Origin of the sequence: Streptomyces sp. NPDC101237 (assembly GCF_044767465.1) — a bacterium.
Lineage (GTDB): Bacteria > Actinomycetota > Actinomycetes > Streptomycetales > Streptomycetaceae > Streptomyces > Streptomyces gramineus.
Genome location: NZ_JBIWNY010000032.1, coordinates 31,255 through 47,116 on the forward strand (window position 1 = coordinate 31,255; position 15,862 = coordinate 47,116).

Below are 15,862 nucleotides of genomic sequence, written 5' to 3' on the forward strand. Positions count from 1 at the left end.
GAAGGAAAACCGCGTGGCTAACGAGGACAAGCTCCGGGACTATCTCCGGCGTGCGCTGACCGAGGCGCAGAGCGCGCAGCGCAGGCTCGCCGAGATCGAGCAGGCCCGGCGCGAGCCCATCGCGATCGTCGGCATGGCCTGCCGCTATCCCGGTGGCGTCGGCACCCCCGAGCAACTGTGGGAGATGCTCGCCGAAGGCCGGGACGGCATCTCCGGGTTCCCCACCGACCGCGGCTGGGACCTGGCCGGACTGCCGGTCGGACTCGGCGGGTTCGTCGCCGGAGCCGGCGACTTCGATCCGGGGTTCTTCGGGATCTCGCCGCGTGAGGCGCTGGCGATGGACCCGCAGCAGCGACTCCTCCTCGAGACCTCCTGGGAGGCCTTCGAACGTGCCGGGATCGACCCGCTCACCGCGCGCGGCAGCCGTACCGGCGTCTTCGCGGGCGTGATGTACCACGACTACGCGACGCTGATGGACGACGTGCCCGAGGAACTGCAAGGGTTCATCGGCAACGGCAACGCCGCCAGCATCGCCACCGGCCGGGTCGCCTACACCTTCGGATTCGAAGGCCCCGCCGTCACCGTGGACACCGCCTGCTCCTCCTCCCTGGTCACCCTGCACCTTGCGGTCCAGTCGCTGCGTTCCGGGGAGACGACGCTGGCTCTGGCCGGCGGCGTGACCATCATGTCCACGCCGGGTACCTACGTGGAGTTCGACCGGCTCGGCGGCCTGGCCGGTGACGGCCGCTGCAAGGCGTTCTCCGCGGACGCCGACGGCACCGGCTGGTCCGAGGGCGTCGGCATGCTGCTCCTTGAGCGTCTGTCCGACGCGGAGCGCAACGGCCACCCGGTGCTCGCCGTCATCCGTGGCTCCGCCGTCAACCAGGACGGTGCGTCCAACGGCCTGACCGCCCCCAACGGCCAGGCGCAGCGCCGGGTCATCGTCGAGGCGCTGACCAACGCGGCCCTGTCTCCGGGGGACATCGACGCGGTGGAGGCACATGGGACCGGTACGTCGCTGGGCGATCCGGTCGAGGCGCAGGCTCTGCACGGGGTCTATGGCGCTGATCGGGACCGGCCGTTGTGGCTGGGGTCGGTGAAGTCGAACATCGGGCACACGCAGGCGGCGGCTGGTGTGGCGGGCGTCATCAAGATGGTGGAGGCGATGCGTCACGGGGTGCTGCCGCGCACCTTGCACGTCGACACCCCGACCCCGCATGTCGACTGGACCGGCGGACCGCTGGAACTGCTCGCCGAATCACAGCCGTGGCCGGAGTCCGAGGTGCGTCGGGCGGCGGTGTCGGCGTTCGGTGTGAGCGGGACCAATGCGCACGTGATCATCGAGCAGGCGCCGGTGGCCGAGTCGGGGGAGGTGCCGAAGTCGGTGACGCCGGTGCCGGTGCCGGTGCCGGTGGTGGTGTCCGGTCGTACGGCCGAGGCGTTCCGTGATCAGGCGGCCCGGCTGCGTGAGTTCGTGCTTGCCGACCCGGCTGTGGGGGTCGCGGAGGTGGCCCGCGCGGCGGCGCTGTCCAGGTCCGCGTTGGACTACCGCGGTGCGGTGGTGGCGGCCGATCGCGAGGAACTGCTGTCCGTCCTCGCCCAGATGCCGGACGCCGTGCTGGCCGACCGGGGTGGGTTGACGGGGTTCCTGTTCTCGGGTCAGGGGTCGCAGTGGTCGGGGATGGGCCGGGAGCTGGCCGATGGCTTTCCGGTGTTCGCGGAATCATTCGACGACATTTGCGGGCGGTTGGAGTCGGTGTTGGGGCGGCCGGTTCGGGGGGTGGTTCTGGACGGTGGTGAGCGGTTGGACGAGACGTTGTTCGCGCAGTGTGGTCTGTTCGCTTTCGAGGTCGCGTTGTTCCGGCTGCTGGAGTCGTTCGGTGTGGTGCCGGATTTCGTGGTGGGGCATTCGGTGGGTGAGGTGGCGGCTGCTCATGTGGCCGGGGTGTTGTCGCTGGATGATGCGGTCACTTTGGTGTGTGCGCGTGCGGGGTTGATGCAGGAGTTGCCGTCGGGCGGGGCGATGCTGGCGGTGAATGCCGCGGAGGCGGAAGTCGCTGATGTTCTGCCCGATGATGTGGATATCGCGGCCGTGAACGGGGTGCGTTCGGTGGTGGTGTCCGGCGCGGAGTCCGCGGTGGAGGCGGTCGCGGAGGTGGCGGGGGAGCGAGGCTGGCGGAATACGCGTTTGCGGGTCAGTCATGCCTTTCATTCGGTGTTGATGGAGCCGGTGGTGGAGCGGTTCCGGGAAGCCGTCGCGGGAGTCTCCTTCGGCGCTGCGAGGATTCCGTTCGTGTCCACGGTGGATGTGGATGCGGCTCCGGTGGATGCGGATTACTGGGGGCGGAATGTGCGGGAGACCGTGCGGTTCGCTGATGCGGTGGCTCGTCTCTATGGCGAGGGTGTGACGCGGTTTGTGGAAGTCGGTCCGGATGCGGCGCTCAGTGCCGTGGGCCCGGACTGTCTGCCGCAGGACGCCACTGCTGCGTTCGTTTCGCTGTTGCGTCGTGGGCAGCCTGAAGTGCGCTCGCTGGCTGCCGGGTTGGCGCGGTTCCATGTGCACGGTGGTGGCGTCGACTGGGCCGCGTATCTACCGCCGGCCGCTCGGGTCGATCTGCCGACGTACGCCTTCCAGCACCGCCGCTACTGGCTGGAGTCGGCTCCCGGTGGCAACCTTGCCGCCTCGGGGCTGCTTCCGGCCGGGAATCCGTTGCTCGGGGCGGCCACCGCGTTGGCCGGGTCGGACGCCTACCTGCTCACCGGGCGGCTCTCGGTCGGGTCCCAGCCCTGGCTGGCCGATCACCGGGTGTCCGAGGCGATCGTGCTGCCGGGCTCCGCGTTCGTGGAGCTGGCGGTGCAGGCCGCCGACCGTGTCGGGTGCGACCGGGTCGAGGAACTCGTCCTTCAGGCCCCGCTGGTGCTGCCCGAGACGGGTGCCGTCAGGTTGCAGCTGGCCGTGCGCGAGGCCCAGGACTCCGGTCGGCGCGCCCTGGAGGTCTACTCCCTCGCCGAGGACGCCTCCGAGGACGAACCGTGGGTCCTGCACGCCACCGGCACGCTCGCCGTCGGCCCGCACGACACCGTCACCCCCTCCGGCGCCGAGGAGGTCTGGCCGCCCGCGGACGCCACTCCGGTGGCCGTCGACGCGGCCTACCCGGATCTCGCCACTCGCGGGCTCGGTTACGGACCGGCGTTCCAGGGACTGCGCGCGGCCTGGCGGCGCGGCGACGAGGTCTTCGCGGATGTCGCACTGCCGGATGAACTTCGCGAGCGGGCCAAGGAGTTCGGGCTGCACCCGGCGCTGCTGGACGCCACCCTGCACGCGCTCGCGCTCACGGACGACACCGGCGGCGCGCGCCTGCCGTTCTCCTGGTCCGGGGTCCGGCTGCACGCGGCCGGTGCGGGCGCCGTCCGGGTGCGGCTCGCCCCGGCCGGTTCCGGAGCCTTCAGGCTCGACCTGTTCGACGGCACCGGAGCCCCGGTGGCCTCCGTCGAGTCCCTGACGCTGCGTGCCGCCGCCGCGCAGGCGGCGGACCGGGTGCCGCGGGACTCGCTGTTCCGGTTGGACTGGGACACCGTGCCGGTCCTCGAAGGACCGGCCCTCGGACCCTGGGCGGTACTGGGTACGCTCCCCGAGCCCCTGGCCGCCGACCTGGGCGCCTGCGGCATCGGCCTCGCCGGTGACGGCGCCGCCGACCTCACCGTGCTGGCCGTCCCGGCGGAGCAGCCCCCTGAAGCGGCCGTCGCGACCGTGCTGCGGCAGGTGCAGGACTGGCTGGGCGGCAGTACGGAGCCCGCCCGGCTGCTTGTCGTCACCACCGGGGCGGTCACCACCGAACCCGCCGACGGCCCGGCCGATCCGGGTGGCGCGGCCGTGTGGGGACTGCTCCGTGCCGCGCAGGCCGAACAGCCCGGGCGCATCGTGCTCGCCGACCTCGACGGCACCGCGGCCTCCCGCCGCGCGCTGGCCGCCGTACCGGCCGCCGAACAGCCTCAACTGGCCCTTCGCGAGGGCTCGTTGCGGGTACCTCGGCTGGCCAGGCCCGAGCTGGTGCCGCCGGCGGAGCCGCACTGGCGGCTGGCCGTCACCCGTCCGGGCACCCTGGACAACCTCGCGCTGGTGCCCGCTCCGGCCGCGGCGGCGGCCCTGCGGCCGGGCCAGGTGCGCATCGAGGTGCGGGCCGCCGGACTGAACTTCCGGGACGTGCTGATCGCCCTGGGCATGTATCCCGGTGAGGTCGCCCTCGGCGGCGAGGGCGCCGGCGTGGTCACCGAGGTGGCCGACGACGTCACCGACCTGGTCCCGGGGACCCGTGTCACCGGCCTCTTCGGTGACGCGTTCGCGCCCGTCGCGGTGGCCGAGCGGGCGGCCGTGGCCCCGATCCCGGACGGCTGGACGTTCGAGCAGGCGGCCGCCATGCCGATCGCCCACCTCACCGCACGCCTCGGCCTGGTCGAACTCGCCAAACTGCGCGCGGGGGAGAAGGTGCTGATCCACTCCGCGGCCGGCGGCGTGGGCATGGCCGCCGTGCAACTGGCACGGCACCTCGGCGCCGAGGTCTACGGCACGGCGGGCGAGGGCAAGTGGCAGGTGCTGCGTGAACTCGGCCTGGACGAGGCACACATCGCGTCCTCCCGGGACACCGGGTTCGCCACGAAGTTCGGTCCGGTGGACGTCGTACTGAACTCGCTGTCCGGTGAGTTCGTCGACGCCTCGGCCGGACTGCTGCGCCCCGGCGGCCGGTTCCTGGAGATGGGCAAGACCGACCTGCGCGATCCGGCGGACTTCCCGGACATCGACTACCTGCCGTACGACCTGATGCGGCTTCCGCCGCAGGAGATGCGGCGGCTGCTGGTCGCGGCCCTCGAACTGTTCGCGGCGGGCGCGCTGACCGTCCCGCCGCCGTCCGTGTGGCCGGTCTCCCGCGCCGTCGACGCGTTCCGGTACCTCAGCCAGGCCCGGCACACCGGCAAACTGGTGCTCACCCTGCCCCGCCGGCTCGATCCACGGGGCACCGTCCTGATCACCGGCGGCACCGGCACCCTCGGCGGCCTGGTCGCGCGGCACCTGGTGCGCGAGCACGGCGTACGGCACCTGCTGCTGACCAGCCGCCGGGGCGGCGCGCCCGAGCTGGCGGCCGAACTCGCCGGACTCGGCGCCGAGGTGCGCACGGTGGCCTGCGACGCGACCCGTCGGGACGAGCTGGCGCAGGTGCTGGCCGGCATCCCCGCCGACCGTCCGCTGACCGCCGTCGTGCACGCGGCCGGCGTCTCCGACGACGGGCTGTTCACCGCGCTCACCCCGGAGCGCGTCGAGCGGGTGCTGCGGCCCAAGGTGGCCGCAGCGCTGCACCTGGACGAGCTGACCCGCGGCCTGGACCTGGCCGCGTTCGTGCTGTTCTCGTCGGCCACCGGCACCCTCGGCGGACCGGGCCAGGCGAACTACGCGGCCGCCAACGCCTGCCTCGACGCACTGGCGGAAGTCCGGCGCGCCGCCGGACTGCCCGCGCAGTCGCTCGCCTGGGGGCTGTGGGCCCCTCCCAGCGGCATCACCGGCGACCTCTCGCCCGCGGACCTGGCCCGGATGTCCCGAGCCGGAGTGCAGGCGCTGTCCGCCGAGGAAGGACTGGCACTCCTCGACGCGGCGCTCGCCGTCGACGAGCCCGTGCTGCTGCCCGCCAAGATCCGGGTGCGCACCGCCGATCCGGCACTGCTGCCACCCCTGCTGCGCGGCCTGGTTCGCGGCCCACGACGCCGTACCGCCGCGGCCGCCGGACCCGGCACGGCCACCGGTGCCGCCCGGCTCGGCGCCGAGGAACTGCTGGCCCTGGTGCGGGCCGAGACGGCCGCCGTGCTCGGCCACGCCGACGCCGACTCCGTCGACCCGCGGGCGGAGTTCCGGGCGCTCGGCGTGGACTCACTGTCCGCGGTGGAGCTGCGCAACCGGCTCACCGCCGTCACCGGCACCGCCCTGCCCGCCACCCTCGTGTTCGACTACCCCACCCCGGCCGCGGTCGCCGCCCACCTCCGACAGGACTCGCCCGAGGACGCGGCCGTGCCGCCTCCGGCCGTCGCCGACGCCGACGAGCCCATCGCGATCGTCGGCATGGCCTGCCGGTTCCCGTCGGATATCCGTTCCCCGGAAGAGCTGTGGCGGTTCCTGCTCGACGGCGGCGACGGCATCACCGAGTTCCCGGCCGACCGCGGCTGGGACCTGGACTCGCTGTTCGACGCCGACCCCGACCGGCCGGGCACCTCCTACACCCGGCACGGCGGGTTCCTGCGCGCCGCCGCCGACTTCGACGCCGACTTCTTCGGCATCAACCCGCGCGAGGCGCTGGCCACCGACCCGCAGCAGCGGCTGCTCCTGGAGACCTCCTGGGAGACCTTCGAGCACGCCGGGATCGACCCCGCCACGGTGCGCGGCAGCCGGACCGGCGTGTTCGTCGGCGTCATGCGCCAGGACTACGGTCCGATGCTGCACCACGCCGCCGAGGGCGTGGAGGGCTACCGGCTGACCGGGTCCGCGGCGAGCGTCGCCTCCGGGCGGCTCGCCTACGCGTTCGGGCTGGAGGGCCCGGCCCTGACCGTCGACACCGCCTGCTCGTCGTCCCTGGTGGCGCTGCACCTGGCCGCGCAGGCGCTGCGGCGCGGCGAGTGCGACCTGGCGCTGGCCGGCGGCGCCACCGTGATGGCGACGCCCGGACTGTTCGTGGAGTTCTCCCGGCAGCGCGGCCTGGCCGCCGACGGCCGCTGCAAGTCGTTCTCGGCCGACGCGGACGGCACCTCGTGGTCGGAGGGCGCCGGGATGCTGCTGGTGGAGCGGCTCTCCGACGCCCGCGCGGCCGGGCATCCGGTGCTGGCCGTGGTGCGCGGCTCCGCGGTCAACTCCGACGGCGCCTCCAACGGCCTCACCGCCCCCAACGGCCCGTCCCAGCAGCGCGTGATCCGCGCCGCGCTGGCCTCGGCCGGACTGTCCACCGGCGACGTCGACGCGGTGGAGGCGCACGGCACCGGCACCACCCTGGGAGACCCCATCGAGGCGCAGGCCCTGCTCGCCACCTACGGCCAGGACCGGGACGGCGAACCGCTGTGGCTCGGGTCGGTGAAGTCCAACATCGGGCACACCCAGGCCGCTTCCGGAGTCGCCGGGATCATCAAGACCGTCCTCGCTCTGCGGGCCGGCGTGCTGCCCCGCACCCTGCACGTCGGCGATCCCAGCCCGCACGTGGACTGGGACGCGGGCGAGGTGTCCCTGCTGACCGAGGCACGGCCCTGGCCGGAGACCGGCCGGCCCCGCCGCGCCGCCGTGTCCTCGTTCGGCGTCAGCGGCACCAACGCGCACATCGTCGTCGAACAGGCCCCCGCCGAGGCACCGGCCCCGCCGCCGGCCCGGACCCCGCTGCCGCTGCCGGTCGTGCTCTCCGCCCGCACCGAGGCCGCCCTGCACGCCCAGGCGGCCCGCCTGCTCACCCACCTCGGCGACCACCCGGACACCGAACCGGCAGCACTCGCCCACGCGTTGCTGACCACCCGGGCGTCCCACGCCCACCGCGCCGCCGTCCTGACCGGTCCGCATGCCGCACTGGCCGCCCTCGCCGCCGGGACGCCCGACGCCGACGTGGTCACCGGACTCGCCGCCGACGCCGGAAAGTTGGCCTTCCTCTTCCCCGGACAGGGCTCCCAGCGACTGGCGGCCGGCCGCGCCCTGGCCGCGGAATTCCCCGCCTACGCCGAGGCGTTCGACGCGGTCTGCGCCGAACTCGACCGGCACCTGCCCAGGCCGCTGCGCGGGGTGCTGTTCGCGGCCGAGGGCAGCCCCGAGGCCGCCCTCCTGGACCGTACCGACTTCACGCAGGCGGCGCTGTTCGCCGTCGAGGTCGCCCTGGTCCGGCTCACCGACAGCTGGGGACTGCGCCCGGACCTGGTGGCCGGCCACTCCGTCGGCGAGATCGTCGCCGCGCACGTCGCCGGGGCGCTCGCCCTGCCGGACGCGGCCACGCTGGTCACCGCCCGCGGCAGGCTGATGGCCGCGGCCACGACGGGCGGCGCGATGGTCGCCGTCGAGGCGACCGAGGCCGAACTCGCCCCGCTGCTCGCCGAGTACACCGGACGGGTGCGACTGGCCGCCGTCAACGGCCCGCGCGCGGCGGTGGTCTCCGGCGACGCCGACGCGGTCGACGAGATCGGCGCGCACTGGCGCGAACGCGGCCGCCGGACCCGGCAGTTGCGGGTCACCATGGCCCCGCACTCGCCGCACGTGGACGGCATCCTGGCCGAGTACCGGGAGATCGTCGCCGGCATCCCGTTCAGCGCGCCACGGCTGCCGGTCGTGTCCACGGTCACCGGAACGGTCCTGTCCGAGCGGGAGATCACGGACCCGGAGCACTGGGTCGCCAACGTCCGCGACAGCGTGCGCTTCCTGCCCGCGGTGCGCGCCCTGGCCGAGGCCGGAGTCACCGCGTTCGTCGAGATCGGCCCGGCCGCCGCGCTGACCGCGATGGCCCGCGACTGCCTGACCGCGACCGGACCCGACGCCGCGTCCCCCGCCGGGACCGCCGCCACCGTCGTACTGCCCACCCTGCGCGACGGCCGGGACGAGGTCCCCGCCCTGCTGGACACCCTCGCGCGGCTGCACGTGCACGGCATCTCCGCCGACTGGACGGCGGTCACCGAGGACCGCGCGCCGGCACCCGTCGCGCTGCCCACCTACCCCTTCCAGCACCGCCGGTTCTGGATGACCGGCGAGACCGCCGCCGACGCCGGGGCGGCCGGACTCGGCGCCATCGGGCACCCGTTGCTCGGCGCCGCCGTCACGCTCGCGGACGGCGCGGGGACGCTGTTCACCGGACGGCTCTCCGCCACCGCCCAGCCCTGGCTCGCCGACCACGTGGTGGCCGGGCGGATCGTGCTGCCCGGCACCGCGTACGTCGACCTCGTCGCCCGCGCCGGGGACGAGACCGGATGCGGCCGGATCGCCGAACTCACCCTGGAAACACCGCTGGTGCTGCCCGAGCGGGGCAGTGCCGCACTCCAACTGGTCCTCGGCGCGCCCGACGAGCGGGGCCGCCGGACCGTGCACCTGTACTCCCGGGCCGAGGCCGGCACCGCCGACGCACCCTGGACCCGGCACGCCACCGGCGCCGTCGAACCGTCGGACGACACCCCGCCGCCGTCCGACCCCTGGCCCACCGCCGACGCCGGATGGAGCGAACCCGACGGCCTGTATGAGCTGCTGGCCGACCGCGGACTGTCCTACGGACCGGTGTTCCGCGGACTGCGCCGGGTCCTGCGGCACGGCGAGGACGTGTACGCCGAGGTCGCCCTGCCGGAAGAGGCCGGGCCCACCGGCTTCGGAGTCCACCCGGCGCTGCTGGACGCCGCACTGCACGCACTGGCCACCGACCCGGCGGCGACCGAGGCCGCCCTGCCGTTCTCCTGGACCGGAGTGACCGTCCGGCAGCCCGGCGCCACGGCACTGCGGGTACGACTGACCCCGGCCGACGGCGGCTTCTCCCTCCTGGCCTACGACGGCTACGGCACCCCGGTGCTGACGGCGGACGGCCTCACGCTGCGCCCGGTCCCCGCAGGGACGGACCCCGGGACCGAGGCACTGCACACGGTGGAGTGGACACCCCTGCCCCCGGCCACGGCCGGCGCGGACGAGCCCGCTCCCGTCCGTCTCGGCACGGATCTCGACCTCGACGCCGTGACCGACCCCGGACCGTGGCTGCTGGCCGCCTGGCCCGCCACCGAGAACGACCCGGCCTCCCTCACCGCCGCCGCCCACCGGGCGCTCGCCCTGCTGCGCACGTTCCTGGCCGAGGAGCGGTTCGCCGGCACCACACTCGCCCTGCGCACCACCGGCGCCGTCGACGGCACCGACCTGGGCGCCGCCGCCGTCTGGGGCCTGGCCCGCTCCGCCCAGTCGGAGAACCCGGACCGGATCGTGCTGCTGGACAGCGACGGCAGCCTCCCCGACACCGCCGCACTCGCCGCCGCGGAGCCCCAACTCGCCGTCCGCGACGGCGTGGTGAGCGTGCCGCGGCTGGTCCGTACCGAAGCGGGCGACCCCACCGGTTGGCATCCGGCGGGCACGGTCCTGATCACCGGCGGCACCGGCGCGCTCGGCTCGGTCCTGGCCCGGCACCTCGCGGCCGAACACGGCGTGCGGCACCTGCTGCTCACCGGCCGCCGCGGCCCGGACGCACCCGGCGCCGCCGAACTGGTCGCCGACCTCGCCGAACTCGGCGCCACCGCACAGGTGGTGGCCTGCGACGCCGCCGACCGGGACGCGCTGGCCGCGCTGCTGGCCGGCATCCCCGAAACCCGCCCGCTGACCGCCGTGGTGCACGCCGCCGGCGTCCTGGACGACGGCATGCTCGCCGCCCAGACCCCCGAGCGGATCGACCGGGTGCTGCGGCCCAAGGCGATCGCCGCCCTCCACCTCGACGAACTGACCCGCGATCTGGACCTGTCCGCCTTCGTGCTGTTCTCCTCGGCCGCCGGCATCCTGGGCAGCCCCGGACAGAGCAACTACGCCGCCGCCAACGCGGTCCTCGACGGCCTCGCCGCCCGGCGCCACGCGGCCGGACTGCCCGCGGTGTCGCTGGCCTGGGGCCTGTGGGCCGGCGGCATGGGCGACACGGCGGACGGCACCGCCCGCCAGCGCATCGAACGGCTCGGCGTGGTGCCGCTCGAACCCGCCGAGGGAATGCGGCTGTTCGACGCCGCCGTACCCGGCCGGAGCGCCCTGGCCGTACCCGTCCGGCTCGACCTGGCCGCACTGCGCGAGCAGGCCCGCACCGTACCGCCCGCCCCGGTGCTGCGCGCCCTGGTCCGGGTCCCGGTCCGCCGCACCGCCGGCACCGGCCCGCTCCAGGCCGCGTTCGCCGGCCTCGACGAAGCCGCCCGCCACCGGCTGGTGCACGACACCGTCCGCACCGCGGTCGCCGCCACCCTCGGCCACGGCGACGCGGCCGGACTGGGCGACCGGCGTGCCTTCACCGACCTCGGCTTCGACTCGCTGACCTCGGTGGAACTGCGCAACCGGCTGGCCGCGGCCACCGGCCTCACCCTGCCCGCCACGCTCGCCTTCGACCACCCGAGCATCGCGGCCACCGCCTCCTACCTGCTGCGCAGGCTCACCGCGGCCGCCGCACCGGCACCCACCCCATCCCGCCGCACCGGCCCCGCCGACGAACCGATCGCCATCGTCGGCATGGCCTGCCGCTACCCGGGCGGCGTGCGCTCCCCGGAGGACCTGTGGCGGCTGGTGACCGCGGACGGCGACGGCATCACGCCGTTCCCCACCGACCGCGGCTGGAACACCGACCGGCTCTACGACCCCGACCCCGACCGCGCCGGGCGCACCTACCTGACCCGCGGCGGATTCCTGCACGACGCCGCGGAGTTCGACGCGGGCCTGTTCGGCATCTCGCCGCGCGAGGCGCTGGCCATGGACCCGCAGCAGCGGCTGCTCCTGGAGACCTCCTGGGAGGCGCTGGAACGCACCGGCATCGACCCGATGTCCCTGCGGGACACCGACACCGGCGTGTTCGTCGGCGTCATGTACCACGACTACGCCACCCGGCTCCCCAGCACCCCGCAGGACGTCGAGGGCTACCTCGGCGCGGGCACCGCGGGCAGCGTCGCCTCCGGCCGGGTCGCCTACACCTTCGGTCTGCAAGGACCCGCGGTCACCGTCGACACCGCCTGCTCCTCCTCGCTGGTCACCCTGCACCTGGCGGCGCAGGCGCTGCGCGCGGGGGAGTGCTCGCTGGCGCTGGCCGGCGGCGCGACCGTGATGTCCACGCCCGGCACCTTCATCGAGTTCTCGCGGCAGCGCGGCCTGGCCGCCGACGGCCGGGTCAAGGCGTTCTCCGCCGACGCGGACGGCACCGTCTGGTCCGAGGGCGTCGGCCTGCTCGTGGTGGAACGGCTGTCCGACGCCCGCCGCAACGGCCACCGCGTCCTCGGCGTGCTGCGCGGCTCGGCGGTCAACCAGGACGGCGCCTCCAACGGCCTCACCGCCCCCAACGGCCCCGCGCAGGAACGGGTGATCCGCACCGCGCTCGCCGCGGCCCGGCTGTCCCCGTCGGACGTCGACCTGCTGGAGGCGCACGGCACCGGCACCGCCCTGGGCGACCCGATCGAGGCCCAGGCGCTGCTGGAGACCTACGGCGCCGACCGTGAACAGCCTTTGTGGCTCGGGTCGGTGAAGTCCAACATCGGGCACACCCAGGCCGCCGCCGGGGTGGCCGGCGTGATCAAGGTCGTCCAGGCGCTGCGTCACGGGGTGCTGCCGCGCACCCTGCACGTCGGCGAACCCACCTCGCACGTCGACTGGTCGGCCGGCGAGGTACGGCTGCTCACCGAGGCACGGCCTTGGCCGGACCGGGACGCGCCGCGCCGGGCCGCGGTGTCCTCGTTCGGGATCAGCGGCACCAACGCCCACGTGATCATCGAACAGGCCCCGGACGTCTCGGTCCCGCGGCCGGAGCCCCGGCGGACCGTGCCGGTACCGCTGTCCGGCGACTCCGAGGCCGCGCTGCGCGCCCAGGCCGGCCGGCTGCGCACCTGGCTGGCCGACGAACCGGAGGCCCCGGTCGCCGAGTTGGCCGCCGCCCTGACGGCCGGGCGCACCGCGCTGACCCACCGGGCCGTGGTGGTCGCGGCCGAGCGGGAGGAACTCCTGACCGGACTGACCGCGCTGGCCGCCGGGGAGAGCGCGCCGCACCTGGCCACCGCGACCGCCGGGGACACCGGCCGCACGGTGTTCGTGTTCCCGGGTCAGGGTGCGCAGTGGGCGGGGATGGCGGTCGAACTGCTTGATTCGTCGCCGGTGTTCGCGGAGCGGATGGCCGAGTGTGCGGTGGCGTTGGGTGAGTTCGTGGAGTGGTCGTTGGCGGGTGTGTTGCGGGGGGAGGTGGGTCAGCCGGGGTTGGACCGGGTGGATGTGGTGCAGCCGGTGTCGTTCGCGGTGATGGTGTCGTTGGCGGCGTTGTGGCGGTCGTTCGGTGTGGAGCCGGACGCGGTGGTGGGGCATTCGCAGGGGGAGATCGCGGCCGCCTGCGTGGCCGGGATCCTGTCCCTGCGCGACGCCGCACTGGTGGTCTGCGCGCGGAGCGGGCTGATCGCAGGAGAACTCGCCGGACACGGCGGCATGGCGTCCGTGACGCTCCCCGCCGACGAGGTGACCGCCCTGCTGCCGCCGGGCGTGACGGTCGCCGCCGTCAACGGCCCCGCCGCCACGGTGGTCTCCGGCGACCCGGCGGCCCTGGACCTGCTGCTGGCCGACTGCGAGGAACGCGGCGTCCGCGCCCGCCGTGTCGCCGTGGACTACGCCTCCCACTCCCCGCACGTGGAACGCATCGAGGAGCGACTGGCCGAGGCACTCGCCGAGGTGCGCCCGCGGGCGGCGGACATACCGATGTTCTCCACCGTCACCGCAGACTGGGCCGACCCCGCCACGCTGGACGCGGCGTACTGGTACCGCAACCTGCGGCGGACCGTGCGCTTCGAAGCCGCCGTACGCGCCCTGGCCGACCAGGGGCACCGCGGGTTCGTCGAGGTCAGCCCGCACCCGGTGCTCACGCCCGGCATCGACCAGACACTGGACGAGGCGACCGTCGTGGGCTCGCTGCGCCGCGACGAAGGCGGCCTCGGCCGGTTCCTGCTCTCCGTCGCCGAGGCACAGGTGGCCGGCCTCCCGGTACGGCTGACCGCCGCCTTCGACGGCATCCGGGCCGCCGCACCGGACCTGCCCACCTACGCGTTCCAGCGGCACCGGTACTGGCTGGCCGCCCCGGAGCCCACCGGCACCGGCACGGCGGACGGCGCGTTCTGGGCGGCCGTCGACCCGGCCGACCCCAAGGCCCTGGCCGACCTGCTCGGCGTCCCCGCCGAACCGCTCGCGGAGGTCCTGCCGGGTCTGGCCGCCTGGCGCACCGCCCAGGAGGCCACCGCCGTCACCGACAGCCGCCGGTACACCGTGGGCTGGCGGCCCGTCGACGCACCCGACGCGGTGCTCGGCGGAACCTGGCTGGTCGTCGGCCCGGACGACCCCGCCCTCGCCGAGCGGTGCGCCGCCGCGCTCGGCCGCGCGGGCGCCGACGCCCGCGCGGTCGACCGGGACACCGCCGTGGCCGAGGCCGCCACCGCCTCCGGAGTGGTCTCGCTGCTCGGACTGGCCGCGGGCGCCCACCCGGACCATCCCGCCGTACCCGCGGGACTGGCCGCCACCCTCGACCTGGTCGCCGCCCTGGCCGACACCGGCACCGCGCTGTGGCTCGTCACCTCCGGCGCGGTCGCCGCCACCCCGGCCGACCGGCTGCCCCGCCCCGAACAGGCCATGCTCTGGGGCCTGGGCCGCACCCTCGCCCTGGAACAGCCCAGACTGTTCGGCGGCATCGTCGACCTGCCCGAGGACCCGGGCCGCGGCCTCGACCGGCTGGCCGCCCTGCTGACCGGCACCGAGGACCAGGCCGCCGTCCGCGACACCGGGCTGCTCGTGCCGCGCCTCGCGCACGCCCCGCTGAACGGCCGCACCCCGGCCCGGCCGTGGCAGCCCACCGGGACCGTGCTGGTCACCGACGGCCTCGGCCCGATGGGGCTGCCGGTGGCCCGCTGGCTGGCCGCGGCCGGCGCGCAGGCCCTGGTCCTCACCACCGACGACCCCGCCGCCACCGCACCGGACGACCTCGGCGTGCCCGTCACCGTCAGCACCTGCGACCCGGCCGACGCGACCGCGCTGGCCGCGCTGCTCGCCGCCGTCCCGGCCAGCACACCGCTGACCGCCGTCGTCCACACGGCGGGCACCCTGCGCTCCGGGACGCTGGCCGGCACCGGACTCGCGGAGGTCGGCGCCACCCTCGACGCGAAGGTGCGCGGCGCGGCCAACCTGCACCGGCTCACCGGTGACCTGGACGCCTTCGTGCTCTTCTCCTCCGTCGCCGCCACCTGGGGCGGCAGCGAACAGGGCGCGTTCGCCGCCGCCAACGCCTACCTCGACGCGCTGGCCCAGCACCGGCGCGCCCGCGGACTGCCCGCCACCGCGATCGCCTGGGGCCCCTGGGAAGGCGCCGGATTCGGCGCGGCGGACGCCGGCACCGAGGCCAGGCGGCGCGAGGAGCTGCGCCGCCGGGGCGTGCTGGCGCTGCCGCCCGGCGAGGCGCTGGCCGCGCTCGCCGACGCCGTACGGCACGCCGACACCACGGTGACCGTCGCCGACGTCGACTGGGCCGGTTTCGCCCCCGCGTTCACCGCCGCCCGGCCCAGCCCGCTGCTCGGCGACCTGCCCGAGGTACGGGAGGCGCTGACCGCCGTCACCGGCGCACCGGACACCGGCGAGTCCGGACTCGCCGACCGGCTCGGCAGCCTGCCGGAGGCAGACCAGCAGCGCGAACTCGTCGAGCTGGTACGTCGGGAGGTCGCCGTCGTCCTCGGGCACGGCGACCCGGCGGCGCTGCCCACCGGACGGCCCTTCACCGACCTCGGCTTCGACTCGCTGGCCGCGGTCAACCTGCGCAACCGGCTCGGCGCCGCCACCGGCGTACGGCTGTCCGCCGCCGCCGTGTTCGACCACCCGACCCCCGCCGGGCTCGCCGACCACCTGCGCAGGCAGCTGGTGGTGCCGGCCACCGCCGCCGTCGGCTCGCTGGACGAGGAACTCGACCGGCTGGCCGGTGTCCTGGCCGACGTGTCCGGCGAGGACGACCGGCGCCGGGCGCTCGCCCGGCTGCAGTCACTGGTCGGCAGGCTGACGCCGCGCGCCGACGGCGACCGCGAGTCGGTCACCGAGCAGCTGGGGGCCGCCAGCGACGAAGAGATCTTCCGGTTCATCGACTCGGAGTTGAGCTGA

At 75.2% G+C, this 15,862-nt stretch carries 1 protein-coding gene; it reads left to right on the plus strand.

The window, feature by feature from the left end:
* Positions 1 to 13 precede the first annotated feature (13 nt).
* Entirely contained in the window at positions 14 to 15,862 is a 15,849-nt protein-coding gene (locus tag ACIRQ9_RS34735) for a type I polyketide synthase (protein ID WP_404182810.1), read from the plus strand.